The sequence below is a fragment of the Telluria sp. ZT3P25 genome (assembly GCF_059685895.1).
The window spans coordinates 1,073,023-1,088,045 of record NZ_JCASIJ010000001.1; the positions used below are offsets into that span (position 1 = coordinate 1,073,023).

A 15,023-nucleotide genomic window follows, 5' to 3' on the forward strand; every position below is an offset into this window, starting at 1 on the left:
TTAATCGTCGCTGAGAGCATTGCGGATCAAATGCAAGTCGCGAACATAGCCCGCCAGCATGCGTCGCGTTTCCGCGCTGCTGAGATGATCCATGTTCTCGCGCATTTTCTGATGGCCAAGCGCCACCTTGGTCAAGCCCTGCTGGGCCAGCTTGTACCGGCGGTCGATCAGCTTGTACTCGGCCGTCTTGTTCTGCAGATGCACCTTGGCCAACATGACCAGCATGCGATCCGTAGTGCGATTCGCCATTGGGATATCTGCATTGAAGCTGCCCAGTACGGTTTTCTGTTCATTCGCATTGGCTTTTTCATAAATGCGGGTGAGAACCATCATGGCATCAAGCAGCGCCTGTACGTCAGCGTCCCCATCGCGCACCATTGTATCGACGTGCTGATTCTGGTAGCGGGACGTAATAATTCGCGTCAACAGCCGGGTCATCCCCGCATACGCCGCAACATGACGCTGCGTCAGCCCGGAATCGGTCACGGCACCGAGACCGTGCCCCAGCTCGTCAATGCGTCCGGATAAATCGTACCGGTCCTCTCCCGCCAGTAAACTCAGCGTCTGCATATACAGAACAAGCGTCTTCTGGATTGCTACAAAATTCCCGAACACCGCCTGCCGCTTTGCATCGGTATCGCGCGCCATGCGTTCCGCCTGGGGTGACAAATACGGCAATTCGCGCTGGTACGTATCCCGATACCGCCGCGACAACTCCGCATAACCACCCAGCTTGGCAGACGCATCCGCAAATTCCCGCACTTCAGTCAGGCTGACAGGCCCAGGCGAAGCACATCCCGCCAACACCAACCCAACCAGTACCCCCACACGCAACATCCGCCGGCGCTCCATATCACCCCCTCATCACGCTTCCCCAACATCCCATTCTTCCCACCCCCAACCAACCCTCATTGTTATTCATCAACACCGCGCCATTCCCTCAGCCCAATAAACAATGAGGGTCAGAGTCGAATTAAATAACAACTTAAAAAGTTATCAAATAATTCGACTCTGACCCTACTTAATATGTAATTGATTTTAGGAAAGCCGGCGATGGAAAAAGCCGGATCTCAACTTTCTTGAGGATATTGCTCAACAATTCGACTCTGACCCTCATTCAATCAAGAGCGAAAAAAGCCTTGGGGAAATCAATGATCGCTCGCCAGCGCAGGATTTTTTAGCTAGGCAATAATAGTGCCGCACGTTCACGATTTCAGATGCTGAGTAGAAATAGAACAATGAGGGTCAGAGTCGAATTAACTGACAACTTTTAAAGTTGTCAAACAATTCGACTCTGACCCTCATTGTTGGGTAAGAGCTTTTGCGACATTGACCTTCGGGTGAAATCGAATCAGAGGGCGTTGTGACAATCTTTCCCAATAATTCGACTCTGACCCTAATTAAGCCCTAATGGGATTAGCGGTCGCGGCGTACTGCGGAGGCGGGGCGGGGGCCGCTGCGTTTTGCGGCTGCCGGGGCGCCGCCGGGGGTGCGGGGCTTGTTGCCGCCGCCGTTGCCGCCGCCACCACCGCCACCGCCGTTACCACGGCCACCACCATTGCCACCACCTGGACGACCGCCGCGGCCGGTGTGGCCTGGGGCGCCGCTGCGCAGCTGGATTGGTTGTGGCTTGGCGTTCATGTCCGGCTCGAAACCTTCGATGACTTCGCGTGGCAGCGTTTGCTTGATCAGCTTTTCGATGTCTTTCAACATCTGGTGCTCGTCGACGCACACCAGCGATACCGCTTCACCCGTCGCGCCGGCACGGCCCGTACGGCCAATGCGGTGGACGTAGTCTTCCGGAATGTTCGGCAGGTCGTAGTTCACCACGTGTGGCAACTGGTCGATGTCGATGCCGCGCGCGGCGATGTCGGTGGCGACCAGCACCTGCAGGCTGCCATCCTTGAACTCGGCCAGCGCCTTGGTGCGTGCCGACTGGCTCTTGTTGCCGTGAATCGCCATTGCGCCGATGCTGTCCTTGCCCAGCTGCTCGACCAGCTTGTTGGCGCCGTGCTTGGTGCGCGTGAAGACCAGCACCTGCGTCCAGTTGTTCGCCTTGATCAGGTGCGACAGCAGCGGGTGCTTCTTGTCGCGGTCGACCGGGTGGATCTTCTGTGCGATGACTTCGACGGTCGAGTTGCGGCGTGCCACTTCGATCATCTGCGGGTTGTTCAGCAGGCGATCAGCCAGCGTCTTGATCTCTTCCGAGAACGTAGCCGAGAACAGCAGGTTCTGGCGCTTGGCCGGCAGCAGTGCCAGCACTTTGCGGATGTCGTGGATGAAGCCCATGTCCAGCATGCGGTCGGCTTCGTCCAGGATCAGGATTTCGACCTTCGACAGGTCGACGGTGCCCTGGCCAGCGTGGTCCAGCAGGCGGCCCGGCGTGGCGACGAGGATGTCGACGCCATGCTTGAGCAGCTTGATCTGCGGATTGATGCCGACGCCGCCAAAGATGACGGCCGAGTTCAGGTTCGTGTACGCGCCGTACAGGCGCACGCTTTCCTCGACCTGGGCCGCCAGTTCGCGGGTCGGGGTCAGGACCAGCGCGCGGATCACGCGTGGCGAGGTCTTGTTTTTCTGCGCTGCGCCGATAGTGTCGTTCGACAGGCGATGCAGGATCGGCAGCGTGAAGCCAGCCGTTTTGCCGGTACCGGTCTGGGCGCCGGCGAGCAGGTCGCCGCCGTTCAGCACGGTTGGAATGGCCTGGCTCTGGATCGGGGTCGGGGCGGTATAGCCTTGTTCGGTTACCGCGCGCACGATCGCGTCAGAAAGACCAAGTGAAGAAAATGACATAGATTTTTTCAGTAAAAAAGCGGCCCGTCGCCATGCTTGGCGGCAGTCCTGGAATCGGATTGATCGATGCAGGCGCGCAAGCTAGCGGGCGCCCGGACGCTGCCGCAAAGGCGGCTGGCAGGGATTATAGTGAAGTGTATTTCACTGTAGAAAGTATTTGATGCAGAACTCTGTAACGTATTGTATAAAAGCACAGGCCACTGGCAAGCACCGCCTGCGAGTGGCCTGACTGTTACAACGTGTATTTTACGCGAAAGGCGACAACAGCGGGACAAGCGCGCCGAAAACCTTCGGACCGGCCGCGATCACGTCGCCCTTGTTCAGGTAATCGGATTCGCCGCTGAATTCGCCGACGATGCCACCAGCCTCAGTCACCAAGAGGGCGCCGGCAGCGATGTCCCAGATCTTCAGGTTCTTTTCGAAGAAGCCGTCGATGCGGCCGGCGGCCACGTTGGCCAGTTCCAGTGCTGCGGAACCGCCGCTGCGCACGCCATGGCTGCGCGAGGCGACGACTTCGTACATGCGCAGGTATTCGGCCAGTGCGCGTGGATCCGGACCATGGCCCGACGACAGCAGCGCGCGACCGATGCGCTCGGTGCTGCGCACGCGGATACGCTTGTCGTTAAGGTAAGCGCCGCCGCCCTTGGTGGCGGTAAACAGGTCGTTGCGGACCGGGTCATAGACCAGGCCGTTCGTGATCACGCCGCGCTGCTTGAGCGCGATCGAGATGCAGTAGTTGGGGTAGCCGTGCAGGAAGTTGGTGGTGCCATCGATCGGGTCGATGATCCACACGTTTTCACTCTCGTCGTTCAGATTGGCTGATGCACCGCTTTCTTCGGCCAGAATGGCATGGCCCGGATACGCCTTGAGCAGCGTTTCGACGATTTCATGCTCCGCCGCCTGGTCGACGTCGGTAACGAAATCGTTATGTTGCTTTTCTGAAACGACGATGCGGTCGATGTCGAAGGACGCACGGTTGATGACGGTGGCGGCGCGGCGGGCGGCCTTGATGGCCGTGTTGAGCATTGGGTGCATGGAGGCTTTTCCGTAAGAACGCGAACGCCCACTCACGCACCGAAAGGGCGCCGTGAACGATCAGCTATTGAAGAGTGATTAAAGAGCAGGGTGGCGCTGGAACCCGTTACAATCCGGGGCTTGCCCCCGCTACCGTAAAACCGTCCGCACCACGCGATGGTCGCTATTGTAAATGAACCCGACCCAAACCGACACTTCTTCTTTGCCCCCGCCGCCGCTGTTCGGCCGTTTGCGTTTCGTCCTCGTCGAAACGAGCCGCGCCGGCAACATCGGCTCGGTCGCGCGTGCGATGAAGACAATGGGCTTTACCGATCTGGTGCTGGTCACGCCGAAATGCGCCGACTTCGTCAATGACCCGGAAGCCGTCGCCTTTGCCAGCGGCGCGGGCGACGTCCTGAACAATGCACGGGTCGTGCCGGATATCGGCGCGGCGCTCGACGGCTGCAACTTCGCTGCTGCCGTCTCGGCGCGCCTGCGCGAATTTTCACCCCCGGTCTGGACCCCGCGCGCGTTCGCCGAACACGCCGGCGCCGCCCCCGACCTGCGCGCTGCCATCGTGTTTGGCAACGAGCGCGTCGGGCTGCCGAACGACATCGTCGAGCGCTGCAATGTCTTGATCAACATCCCGGCCAATCCCGACTATTCGTCGCTGAACCTGTCGCAGGCGGCCCAGGTGCTGGCCTATGAGGCGCGCATGGCCTTCGTCAGCGGCGCGCCCGATACGCGTGGCGTCGGCTTCCAGGGCGACGCCGCCAGCGTGACCCAGATCGACGGCATGTACGCGCACCTCGAGCAGGCCCTTGTCGCCATCGGTTTTCTGAATGCCGACAACCCGAAAAAGTTGATGCCGCGCATCAAGCGCATGTTCGCGCGCGGTGGCCTGGAACTCGAAGAAGTCAACATCCTGCGCGGCATCGCCCGTGCGATCCTGAAGGATGCGCCGCCCCGTTGATGCGGCCGCCACGCCAGGCCTATACTCGCGTCATGGACATCCACCGCATCGATTCGGCCCCACGCCTTGCCCGTCCTTCCAACAGGCCCCCGGCATGAGCTCGCGCCTTCTGCTACGCCTGATCCTGCTCGTGCAGGCGCTGATCGCCTGTGCCATCGCCGCAGGTGCTGCCTGGGCCGGCGCCGGGCCGTGGTACGCCGCCGCCATTGGCGTCATGAGCGTGGTGCTGGTGCGCCTGGCGATCAACGCAAACAATTTCGTGATGAGCCGGCGCGTCGCCAGTCCCACGCCACCCCGGCACCAGCTCGGGGCAGCTGCCGCCTTGCGCATGGTCGGCGAAGAGTTCGGCGCCAGCATGCTGGTCAGTTCCTGGCACATGCCGCGTGCGCGGCCCCACACACGCATCCATCCTGACTGCAGCACGCCGCCCGTCCTGCTACTGCACGGTTACGGCTGCAACAGCGGCTACTGGGCGCACCTGGCGCCGCGGCTCGACGCGGCCGGCATCAGCCATGCCACGCTTGACCTGGAGCCGCTTACCGGCGACATCGACGGCTTTGCCGATGCGATCGAAGAGGGCGCAACACGGTTGCGGCGCGAGGCTGGCGCGCAGCAGGTCATCGTTGTCGGCCATAGCATGGGCGGCCTGGCCGCGCGCGCCTGGTTGCGCCGCCATGGCGGCGCGCATGCGGCGCGCGTCATCACGCTCGGCACGCCGCACCACGGCACGTGCCTGGCGACGTTCGGAATCGGCATCAATGCCAAGCAGATGCAGCGCGCGGGTGTCGACGGGCCCGCCTGCACGTGGTTGCGCGAACTCGCCGCGCACGAAGATGCCGCCACGCGCGCGCGTATCACGTCGATCTACACGCACCACGACAATATCGTGGCGCCCCAGACGTCAGGTCACCTGGAAGGGGCGCGCAATGTCGAACTGGGCGGCGTCGGCCATGTCGCACTGGGCCGCAACCGGCGCGTGCTGGCGCTCGTCATGGCCGAGATCGGTGGTCTGCAAACGGCCCGTCAGGCACCCCCTGTTTTGCACGGCGCTGCGTGAATCCACCCCGCGCCCGAGCGTGGTACAGTGATATCAACAACGCATCTTTCGGAGTAGCCAGTGGCGCGCATCCTGATTATCGAAGACAACCCGGCCAACATCGAACTGATGTCGTTCCTGCTCAGCGCATATGGTCACGCGCCGCTGAGTGCGGCCGACGGGCCCCGCGGCGTGGCCGCTGCACGCAGCGAGCGCCCCGATCTGATCGCCTGCGACGTCAACCTGCCAGGCATGGACGGTTTTGCCGTCCTGGCCGAGCTGAAGGGTGACCCGGCGCTGGCTGGCGTGCCAATCCTCGCCGTGACTGCGCTGGCGATGACGGGTGACCGCGAAAAAGTCCTGGCCGCCGGCTTCGATGGCTATATCAGCAAGCCGATCGAACCCGAAAGTTTCGTCGCCGAACTTGAAGCCTTCCTGACGACCGCACCGGCGTCCGCGCCCGCAGCGGCTGCAGCGCCGCCTCCGGTCACGGCCATGGCGGCCAATGACACCACGGCCACCGCCGCCACGCCGGACGCCGGCGCGCGCACGTTGCTGCTGGTCGACGACGACCGCTTCATGCTCGGGGTGCTCAACGACATGCTGATCGGCCAGCCATACCGGGTCCTCAGCGCCTGCTCCGGCGAAGAAGCGCTGCAGGTGCTGTCGCACGAACCGGTCGAAGTCATCCTGTGCGATCAGGCGATGCCCGGCATGCGCGGCACCGAGGTGCTGGCCGAGGCAGCGGCGCGTTACCCGAACACGGTGCGCCTGATGCTGTCGGGTCAGCCCGACCTGACTGACATCGAAGCGGCCATCAAGAGTGGCGTGGCGGACGGTCATTACATCAAGCCGCTGGGCGCGCGGGCGCTGCGCGAGCAGCTCGACGAAGCGTTCCGTCTGCAAAGCGCGCGCTGCACCGGGTAAGGCGAGTCCGAGCCCGGTCTGCCGGTAGATTGCTCGATAGAACGACCGTTCGATGATATCCTTGCGGGAACAAACACGAACAGCGGCCTACATGCAACAAAAAGCACCGCGCCGGACCCGTGAACGCATCCTCGAGCTCTCGCTCAGGTTGTTCAACGAGTTCGGCGAGCCCAACATCACGACCACCGTCATTGCCGAAGAGATGAACATCTCGCCCGGCAATCTGTACTACCATTTCCGCAACAAGGACGATATCGTCAACTCGATCTTCGTCCAGTTCGAGGCGGAGATCGAGCGCATCCTGACGGTGCCGGCCGGGCGCCGCTCGAACATGGAAGACGTGTGGCTTTACCTGCACCATATGTTCAAGCTGATCTGGCGCTACCGCTTCTTCTACCGCGATCTGAACGATCTGCTGTCGCGCAACCGCAAGCTCGAACTGCACTTCAAGGCGATCCACGCGCACAAGATCAAGGTCGCGCGCCAGCTGTGCGAAGACTTGCGCAGCGAAGGTTCGCTCGATGCGTCGGACCAGCAGATCGGCGCCATGGCCACCAATATGGTGGTGGTGGCGACTTACTGGCTGTCGTTTGAATACGTGCGCAATCCCCGCAAATACAGCGAGCAGCAGGCGATTGCCGATGCGCTCGCGCGCGGCTGCTACCAGGTGCTGTCGATGATCGGTCCCTACCTGAATGGCGAGACGCGCGTGCTGTTCGAGAAGCTCTCTGACGACTATCTGAAAAAACTGTCGGCCGATGCCCGGCCCGGCGCTGATTTCCTCTGAAAATGCATACGATGAAAACCCTTGCTGTCTACTGCGGCGCCGCACACGGCGTCAACCCTGTTTATGCCGACGCTGCGCGCCTGCTGGCGCGCGCGATGGTGGACCACAACATCAGCCTCGTCTATGGCGGCGGCAAGGTCGGCCTGATGGGCGTGATCGCCGACGAAGTGCTGCGTCTGGGTGGTGAAGCCACCGGTGTCATCCCGCGCGCGCTGGTCGAGCGCGAAGTCGGCCACGCGGGCCTGACGCGCCTGTTCGTCGTCAAGGACATGCACGAGCGCAAAGCGATGATGGCCGACCTGTCCGAAGGCTTCATCGCCATGCCCGGCGGGATGGGCACGCTGGAAGAACTGTTTGAAATGGTGACCTGGGCCCAGTTGGGCATCCATGCCAAGCCGATCGGCCTGTTGAACGTGAATGGTTTCTATGACGGACTGCGCGCGTTCGTGGGTCACCAGGTGGCCGAAGGGTTCGTGCGGCCCGAGCACGAAAACCTGATGATCGCCGACAGCGATCCCGACCTGCTGATCCAGCGCCTGCGCGCGTCGGCGCCGGTCGTGCTGGCGTCGAGCCTGCCAGCGGCGGCGGCCGACGAATTGAAAGGCTAGGCAGACAAGCTAGGCCACTTCGATCCGGTCGCGTCCTGCCGCCTTGGCACGGTACAGGGCCTTGTCCGCGCGGCTGATCGCTTCCATGAACGGTTCGCCATCGCGGCGTTCGGCCAGGCCGGCCGAAAAGCTGATCCGCTGCGCCGGCGCCATGCCGTCGATGTGCAGTGCATGCACGCGCGTGACGATGCGCTCGAGCACCTGGCGCGCCGCCTGCGCCGTGGCATCGGGCAGCAGCAGTAAAAATTCCTCGCCACCCCAGCGCGCCAGCGTATCGTGTTCGCGCAGCGCGCCATGCGCCGCGCCGGCAAATCCGCGCAGCACCGCGTCGCCCACCGCGTGGCCATACTGGTCGTTGACCTGCTTGAACAGGTCGAGGTCGAGCAGTGCCACGCAACTGGTCGTCGGCGCCGAACGCCGTTCTTCGGCGCCCAGCAACTCGTTCATGTGGCGGCGGTTCGCCAGCGACGTCAATTCGTCGACCGTGGCAAGCAGGCGGATGGTCTCGAGCGCCGCCAGCAGCTCCTGCCGGCTGGCCTTCATACGCCGGCGCAGCTTGGTCATTTCGCTGGCCAGCAGCGTGGTCGCCAGCAAGGCGGCAGCCAGGTAGCCGAAGCTCATTGCTTCGACTGCGGGCGGGTGGCCCAGCGGATCGACTGCCTGCAGATACCACATGATGCCGGCCATGCCGGCCAGTGCGGCGCTGGCCAGCAGCAGTGCGCGGCGCGGGTGCATGGCGAACGTACAGAAAGCGATGGCCACCACCAGCATGCTCAGGAGCGATGCCCGCAGCGGACCGGCAATGGCATAGCCGACGATGGTGCAGCCGATCGCGAACAGCGATTGCAGCGCGGCGAGCATGTCGGGCGCGATCTTGAGGCGCGTGCTGAAGCGGATCAGCGCATAGAACGCCAGCGTCCCGCACGCGGCGACGATGCTGAGCACCAGCGCGGGACCGCGTGGCGTGTAGCCCGCGCCAACCTGCGCGGCCAGCAGGCCCATGGTGGCCACGTACAGCATGGCGGTAGCGAACCAGTAATTGCGCATGCGGCGCAGCATGGGTGCGTCATGGGACGGCGCAGCGCCCGTGCTGGCGCTGGTACTGGTGCTATTGGGGGCAGGGTGCATGCGTGTCTCCTGCGCCGCCCGCGAGCAGGCGTGCAATGTCGCCGGCCGGGAGCGGACGGCTGAACAGGTAACCTTGCATTTCGTCGCAGTCGTTGGCGCGCAGGAAGTCACGCTGCTGCTCGGTCTCGACGCCTTCGGCAATCACGCGCAGGTCGAGTTTGTGGCCCAGCGAGATCACGGCCATCGCGATCGCCTGGTCGTCGGGCGAATCGGCCAGGTCGGCGACGAACGACTTGTCGATCTTCAGGCGGCTGATCGGGAACGACTTGAGCGCCGACAGGCTCGAGTAACCGGTGCCGAAGTCGTCGATCGACAGCGCCACGCCCATCGCCTCGAGCTCGCGCATCTTGTCGATTGAGCGGCCCAGGTCGCGCATGATCAGGCTCTCGGTCACCTCGACTTCGAGGCCGTCGGCCGGCAGGCCACTGGCGCGCAGCGCGTCGGCGACGCGTTCGACCAGACGCTTGTCTTCGAACTGGCGCGCCGAGACATTGACCGACACGCTCACTGGCGGCAGACCGTCCATGCGCCAGGCCTGGGCCTGGGCGCAGGCGGTGCGCAGCACCCAGTCGCCGATCGGCACGATCAGGCCACTCTCTTCGGCCAGGCCGATGAAGCGCAGCGGCGAGACCAGGCCCTGCTCCGGATGGTGCCAGCGAATCAGCGCCTCGACGCCGAACAGGCAATTCGTGCGCAGGTCGATCTTCGGCTGGTACAGCAGCTGGAACTGGCACGGGCCCGGATAGTCTTCGGCGCAGGTGTCGATCGCCGCGCGCAGGCCTTCGAGCAGCACGAGTTTCTCGTCGACGCTCTCGTTCATCTCGCTGACGTAGTACTGCACGTTATTGCTGCCCAGTTCCTTGGCGCGGTACATGGCCACGTCGGCGTGCATCATCAGCGCATTGGCGCTGGCGCCGTCGCGCGGGTAGAACGTCACGCCGATACTGCAGCTGACCTGGACTTCCTGGCCCTCGACCAGCACTGGCTCGGTAACCGCTTCGCGTACCCGTTCGAGCAGCGGCGCGATCGCCATCGGGTCGCCCGCCAGTTCCGGCAGCAGGATCACGAATTCGTCGCCGCCGAAGCGCGCCAGCGTGTCGTCGCGGCGCAGGCAGCGGTGCATGCGCGCGCCGACCACCTTGAGCAGTTCGTCGCCGGCGTTGTGGCCCAGCGTGTCGTTGACCAGCTTGAAGCCATCGAGGTCGATGAACGCCAGGCCAACCGCTTGCCCCGCCCCGGCGGCGGTAACGATCGCCTGACCCAGGCGTTCGCGCAGCAGGCTGCGGTTGGGCAGGCCGGTCAGGTCATCGTGGTGGGCCAGGTGACGGATGCGCTGTTCGCCGACCTTGCGCTCGGTGATGTCGCGCACGATCACCACCACGCCGCCCTCCACGGCGACGGCCTGGCGGTGCAGCCAGACACCGGGCTGGGGCAGGCTCTGCGCCTGCCATTCCGTTTCGCGCGCAATGCCGTCGCGCGCCACTGCCGACAGATCGTCGAAGACCGACTGACTGATCGAGGGTGGCAGCAGGCCCGAGATCGGCTTGGCGGCCATCTGGTGCTTGGTCAGGCTGGTGAAGCGCTCGGCCCGGCTGTTGGTGGTGGCAACGACAAAATCACGCACCTCGCCGCGGGGGCCGAACACGGTGCGCAGCACGAAGAAGGCGTCAGGACTGGCTTCGGATGCGGCGGCATAGGTTTCCTGCGCCAGCCGTTCGCGCCGGCGCGCCTTGGCCAATTGCCATGACCAGGCGCTGACCAGGATCACGACGGCGATCAGCAGTGCGCTGGCCGCGCCCGCACCGAGCAACCAGGCGCGCCGGCCCTGATAGAAATCGGCCATCTGTTCGGCTTCGGACAGGCCGGCCACCGCGACCAGCGGGAAACTGTTCATCGAGCGGCTGGCGACGGTGCGGGCTTCGTCCTCGAGCACGGGGGCGCCGCGCGCGCCCGTGCCGGCTGCTATGCCACCGTTTACGCCCGGCGCAAAGCGCTGGCCCCACGAGACGGTTTCGCCGACGCGCAGTGCGCGCAGCACGCCGTCGGTGCCCGCCATGCCGAGCAGGCCGCGATCGCCCTGGCGCGAGCGTTCGTAGCCACTGGTGAAATAGGCCGGGTCGAGCGCGACGACTGCCACGCCGGCAAAGTGGCCGCTGGCATCGTTGATACGGCGCGAAAAATGGACGATCGGTTCGTGCGATGACTCGCTCAGGTTCGTCAGGCTAACGAACGGCACGTCGTCGCGCGTCTGGCGATGGAATTCGAACCACGCGCTACCGGCCAGATTGCGGCCCTTCGATGCCGGATTGCTGGCGACGATGCGCCCGCTGGCATCGCTGATTTCGACCCGGAACACGAGGCCGGGCGGCAGCAGGCCCTTGGCTTCGAGCGCGGGCAGGGCGCCAGTCGGGCCGTTCTGCTCCACAGCGTACTTCAGCACGCGCAGGGTCTGGTCGATCGCGCTCAGGCTGCGCGCCAGTTGCGCTTCATAGGTGTCGAGCAGTTCCTGGGTGGCGTCGCGGGTGGCCGCGATGGCAGTGCGGCGCTCGGCATCGATCACGTGCAGGGTGCCGAACCACATCGCGCCCAGCAGCGCCAGCGCAAACAGCGGCAGCGAAATGTGTGTCTCGAGCGCCAGCGCAAGCCAGCGCGCCAGCCGGCCGCGCGCGCGCGGGGCGGCGGCCGACTGCTCGTCGCTGGCGGCCAGCGCCGGCCCGGTTGGACGCGCGAGCATGTTCACGGCGTTCTCACTGCAGCACCAGCACCGGACGCACCGACGGGTCGAGCGCGGCGCGCTCGATGTAGCCGATCATCGACGGATTGTCGGCCACCATGCGGCGCACGGCGGCGTCGCTTGCAGCTTCGCGTGGCGGCTGGCCACGGCCCGTAAACACCATCTTCGACCAGTGCGCCTTGAGCAGCGCGGGGCTCTTGCCGGTGAGCTGGCGATAGAACAGGTCGCGCTGCGCGGCGCCCAGACCCTGGTCGATGGCAACGGCGGCCGCGCCATCGGGGAAGCGGCCCGTCTGGCCGAGGAAGATGGCGCTGACCTGCTCGGCGTTGAGCACCGGGTTCGGGTTGCGGCTGGAAACGATGACGACCAGTTCGGCCGACGCGCTCGTGGCGACAAAGCACAGCGTGCACAGGACCAGCATCTGGCGGGAGTAAGTACCGAGGCGTGTTTTCATCGGCGTCAAAAGACAAAGTCCAGCGCAATGCTGGTCACGTTGACCGTGCGATCCGAACGAAACGCAGGCGTGGAATTGATCAGGGTGCCGCGCGAGCCGCCGCGCGGGCGCACTTGCTCGAACTGCAGCTTGAGGGCCAGGTCGGATGCGACATCCCAGCGCACGCCGGTACTCCAGGTGGTCTGGATCGGAATCATCGACAGCAAGGTATTCAGCGCCCCATTGATCTGGGCGGCACCGGCGGCGACGGGCGGTGGCAGGCCTTCCAGTGACAGGCCGGGATCGGACGTGTTCATGTCGGCACGGATCTGCGCGTAGCCGACGTACGGGGTGAATGCACCCTGGCGCCAGCCGGCGCCGATATACACCGAAGTGCCGTCGCCGAGCAGGGAGTCGGTGCGGGCGCGCCCCGCTTCGGCGGTGACGAACCAGGGGCCCGGATCGTAGCTGGCGCCGGCGCTGACCATCTCCACGCGTTTGTCGACGATGGCGTAGCGCTCGGCCAGCATCTGGCCCTGCGGGCCGAACATGCGCATGCCGGCGAACAGGTCGGCGGCGATGCCGGTGTTCAGGCGCGCGCGCGCGGCCGACAGGCGCACCGTCAGGGGGCCGTAATCAATGCTGTGCGACAGGCCCAGGATGTTTTCGGCGTCGATTTGCAGGCCAAAGCCCAGTTTCTGGTCGGTGCTGCCCGAGAAGACCTGCGTTGCATGGCGCACGGCGCCCGCGTTCCAGCGCCAGGTCGCGTCAATCCCGTCGCTGCTTGAAATCGGCAGTGCGCCATAGACTTCGACCGGCGTACGCGCCCACGGAATGGTGTAGCCGATCTTGCGCGATTCGGCGCCCAGAAAGACCGGCAGGGCGATGCGGCCCACGCGCACGGCGAGATCGGGCGTTATCTGGTACTTGATATTGGCCCATTCGACGCGCGGATGATAGCTGCCGTCCAGGTGCTGTTCACTGACCACCTGCAGCACGCCCGACCATGCACCCAGGCCCACGTCGAGCTGGGCGCCGAGGCGGCTGTCGACGTCCGGACTCCACGAGCCGGACACGCCGGCGCCGCTGGCGCGCAGGATGGACGAGGTGAAATCGGCCTCACGGTTGTTCGAATGGACGACGCCGAGCGTGCCGAAGCCGGACAGCTGCCACGTGGGGCCAGCAACCGTGTCGGGCGCCGGTTCGGCGGCCTGCACGGGTGCCTGCGCCTGGGCATACAGCGGCGTGCAGGCGAGCATGCAAGTAACGAATGCGGCAGGCAATAGCGTGCCGGGGAAATAGTGCAAAAGCATGTGATGAGATGTTGGCGCCAAGGGCCTGTATGGTGTCGGGTGACGCCGGGCCAGAACCTGACGACTCTAGCGAAGCACACGTTCAAAGTCGAGCGGAGCACGACAAGACAGACAATCGGCGAAGATTTTTGTTGCACATGCGCAACGATAGTTGCACATGGTAGCATCAACGCGACAGCGTTGCTGGTTCGACGTCCCACAAGCGTGCGCCGGCCAGATCGAGCCAGGTCAGGTACAGCCGCACGTCGAACTCCAGCTGGTGATAGGCCGGTTCCATCCAGCTGCACAGCTTGTAGAACGCCTTGTCGTGTTCTTTTTCTTTCAGGTGCGCCAGTTCGTGCACGGCGATCATGCGCAGGAACGGCAGCGGCGCATCGCGAAACAGGCTGGCGATGCGGATCTCGTGCTTGGCCTTGAGGCGTGCGCCCTGGACCCGCGAGATGGCCGTGTGCAGGCCGAGCGCATGCTGGACCACCTGGATCTTGCTGTCGAAAGCCACTTTTGACACCGGCGCGGCCTGGCGCAGGTACTCGTCCTTCAGGTCTTGTACATAGTCGTACAGGGCGCGGTCGGTGCGGATGCCGTGCGGCGCCGGATAGCGCTGACGCAGTGTGTCGCCAAGGCGGTTCTGCGCGATCAGGTCGCTGACCTGCGTGCGCAGTTGCTCGGGATAGGCGGTCAGGTATTTCAGCGTTTGCATAAGGCGGGCAATGTACCACAGGGGGTGGCGCTGCGCCCGAATGGTTGGCCAGGAGGTGGGGAGGTGAGCGTTGCCGGGAGCGGGCAGGCAACGGGGCGGCGCAAGCAACGGGGCGGCGCAGGCAACGGGGCGGCGCAGGCAACGGGCCCGAGCAGACAACGGGCCCCAGCAGACACGCAGCGCCAACGCGTCGTTCCCGCGCGGGCGGGAAACGACGCTGGCAAGACTAGCTGTCCTTGCCCTGGCGATTGCCTTTGTCGGCCAGCGCCGCTGCCGCCGCGCGCTGCGCCGACTGCCGGCTCTCGCCCCCCTTGCGGCCGATATCGGCCATGTGCGCGCGATTGCGGCTGACGGCTTCACCGCCTTTCTGGCCGGCGCGGCGCGCTTCTTCGGAATCGAATTCGTGCGCCGTGCCTTTCTGGTGCGCCGCCTGGCCGCCCTTGCTGGCGATTTCGCGCTGCTGGTTCTGGTCCATCGCTGCGAAACCACGCTTGGCCGGTTGCCCGCTTTTCTGGGCACTGCCGGTGGTCGTGCCCTTGATGCCGTTCTCTTTGCTGGTCGCCATGTCGATCTCCTT

Annotated in this window: 14 protein-coding genes; 5 read left to right on the forward strand and 9 right to left on the reverse strand. The window is 64.5% G+C overall.

Annotated elements, in window-relative coordinates; genetic code table 11:
* The 3 genes from AC56LY_RS04760 to AC56LY_RS04770 form a co-directional block, all read right to left on the reverse strand.
* Positions 1-852: a hypothetical protein gene (locus tag AC56LY_RS04760; protein WP_499576992.1), complete on the reverse strand. Its 852-nt coding sequence runs from the start codon at positions 850-852 to the stop codon at positions 1-3.
* Positions 853-1,416: 564 nt separating this feature from the next.
* Positions 1,417-2,793, reverse strand: coding sequence for a DEAD/DEAH box helicase (locus AC56LY_RS04765; protein ID WP_499576994.1), 1,377 nt, complete (start codon positions 2,791-2,793; stop codon positions 1,417-1,419).
* A gap of 246 nt (positions 2,794-3,039) precedes the next feature.
* Positions 3,040-3,819, reverse strand: coding sequence for an inositol monophosphatase family protein (locus AC56LY_RS04770; protein WP_183553544.1), 780 nt, complete (start codon positions 3,817-3,819; stop codon positions 3,040-3,042).
* A gap of 181 nt (positions 3,820-4,000) precedes the next feature.
* Here AC56LY_RS04770 and AC56LY_RS04775 point away from each other — a divergent pair, with 181 nt between their 5' ends.
* From AC56LY_RS04775 to AC56LY_RS04795, 5 genes are all read left to right on the forward strand, one after another.
* A complete protein-coding gene (locus tag AC56LY_RS04775; protein ID WP_499576997.1) occupies positions 4,001-4,780 on the forward strand; it encodes an RNA methyltransferase in 780 nt (259 codons plus the stop codon).
* Between the two features lie 94 nt (positions 4,781-4,874).
* Positions 4,875-5,837 carry an esterase/lipase family protein gene (locus AC56LY_RS04780; RefSeq protein ID WP_499576999.1) on the forward strand — a complete coding sequence of 321 codons (963 nt, stop codon included), beginning with the start codon at positions 4,875-4,877 and terminating at the stop codon, positions 5,835-5,837.
* Positions 5,838-5,897: 60 nt separating this feature from the next.
* Positions 5,898-6,743 (forward strand): response regulator, encoded by an 846-nt coding sequence (locus AC56LY_RS04785; RefSeq protein ID WP_499577001.1) that lies wholly within the window; start codon positions 5,898-5,900, stop codon positions 6,741-6,743.
* Between the two features lie 91 nt (positions 6,744-6,834).
* The gene (locus AC56LY_RS04790) at positions 6,835-7,530 is read left to right on the forward strand and encodes a TetR/AcrR family transcriptional regulator (protein ID WP_482898206.1); all 696 of its coding nucleotides are present in this window, start codon (positions 6,835-6,837) and stop codon (positions 7,528-7,530) included.
* An 11-nt stretch (positions 7,531-7,541) separates the two neighbouring features.
* The gene (locus AC56LY_RS04795) at positions 7,542-8,138 is read left to right on the forward strand and encodes an LOG family protein (RefSeq protein WP_499577002.1); all 597 of its coding nucleotides are present in this window, start codon (positions 7,542-7,544) and stop codon (positions 8,136-8,138) included.
* 9 nt (positions 8,139-8,147) lie between these two features.
* Here the strand turns inward: AC56LY_RS04795 and AC56LY_RS04800 are convergent, their stop codons facing one another.
* The 6 genes from AC56LY_RS04800 to AC56LY_RS04825 all read right to left on the reverse strand — a co-directional run bounded on the left by AC56LY_RS04800 (position 8,148) and on the right by AC56LY_RS04825 (position 15,011).
* Positions 8,148-9,266, reverse strand: coding sequence for a diguanylate cyclase domain-containing protein (locus AC56LY_RS04800; protein ID WP_499577003.1), 1,119 nt, complete (start codon positions 9,264-9,266; stop codon positions 8,148-8,150).
* A complete protein-coding gene (locus AC56LY_RS04805; protein ID WP_499577005.1) occupies positions 9,247-12,000 on the reverse strand; it encodes a bifunctional diguanylate cyclase/phosphodiesterase in 2,754 nt (917 codons plus the stop codon). Before AC56LY_RS04805 ends, AC56LY_RS04800 begins: the two co-directional genes overlap by 20 nt.
* A 13-nt stretch (positions 12,001-12,013) precedes the next feature.
* On the reverse strand, positions 12,014-12,454 hold the full coding sequence (locus tag AC56LY_RS04810; RefSeq protein ID WP_499577006.1) for a phosphate ABC transporter substrate-binding protein: 441 nt from the start codon (positions 12,452-12,454) through the stop codon (positions 12,014-12,016).
* A 5-nt stretch (positions 12,455-12,459) separates the two neighbouring features.
* Positions 12,460-13,692, reverse strand: a complete 1,233-nt coding sequence (locus AC56LY_RS04815) for a hypothetical protein (RefSeq protein ID WP_499577008.1) — start codon at positions 13,690-13,692, stop codon at positions 12,460-12,462.
* Positions 13,693-13,912: 220 nt separating this feature from the next.
* Complete coding sequence (locus AC56LY_RS04820; protein WP_499577010.1) at positions 13,913-14,446, reverse strand: YgjP-like metallopeptidase domain-containing protein; 534 nt, start codon at positions 14,444-14,446, stop codon at positions 13,913-13,915.
* A 226-nt stretch (positions 14,447-14,672) separates the two neighbouring features.
* Entirely contained in the window at positions 14,673-15,011 is a 339-nt protein-coding gene (locus tag AC56LY_RS04825; protein WP_499577014.1) for a KGG domain-containing protein, read from the reverse strand.
* Positions 15,012-15,023: the final 12 nt, after the last annotated feature.

Bases quoted from the DNA above. Each gene is read 5' to 3' on its own strand.
- AC56LY_RS04760 (WP_499576992.1), bottom strand. From the start codon at position 852: ATGGAGCGCCGGCGGATGTTGCGTGTGGGGGTACTGGTTGGGTTGGTG.
- AC56LY_RS04765 (WP_499576994.1), bottom strand. From the start codon at position 2,793: ATGTCATTTTCTTCACTTGGTCTTTCTGACGCGATCGTGCGCGCGGTA.
- AC56LY_RS04770 (WP_183553544.1), bottom strand. From the start codon at position 3,819: ATGCTCAACACGGCCATCAAGGCCGCCCGCCGCGCCGCCACCGTCATC.
- AC56LY_RS04775 (WP_499576997.1), top strand. From the start codon at position 4,001: ATGAACCCGACCCAAACCGACACTTCTTCTTTGCCCCCGCCGCCGCTG.
- AC56LY_RS04780 (WP_499576999.1), top strand. From the start codon at position 4,875: ATGAGCTCGCGCCTTCTGCTACGCCTGATCCTGCTCGTGCAGGCGCTG.
- AC56LY_RS04790 (WP_482898206.1), top strand. From the start codon at position 6,835: ATGCAACAAAAAGCACCGCGCCGGACCCGTGAACGCATCCTCGAGCTC.
- AC56LY_RS04795 (WP_499577002.1), top strand. From the start codon at position 7,542: ATGAAAACCCTTGCTGTCTACTGCGGCGCCGCACACGGCGTCAACCCT.
- AC56LY_RS04800 (WP_499577003.1), bottom strand. From the start codon at position 9,266: ATGCACCCTGCCCCCAATAGCACCAGTACCAGCGCCAGCACGGGCGCT.
- AC56LY_RS04805 (WP_499577005.1), bottom strand. From the start codon at position 12,000: ATGCTCGCGCGTCCAACCGGGCCGGCGCTGGCCGCCAGCGACGAGCAG.
- AC56LY_RS04810 (WP_499577006.1), bottom strand. From the start codon at position 12,454: ATGAAAACACGCCTCGGTACTTACTCCCGCCAGATGCTGGTCCTGTGC.
- AC56LY_RS04815 (WP_499577008.1), bottom strand. From the start codon at position 13,692: ATGCTCGCCTGCACGCCGCTGTATGCCCAGGCGCAGGCACCCGTGCAG.
- AC56LY_RS04820 (WP_499577010.1), bottom strand. From the start codon at position 14,446: ATGCAAACGCTGAAATACCTGACCGCCTATCCCGAGCAACTGCGCACG.
- AC56LY_RS04825 (WP_499577014.1), bottom strand. From the start codon at position 15,011: ATGGCGACCAGCAAAGAGAACGGCATCAAGGGCACGACCACCGGCAGT.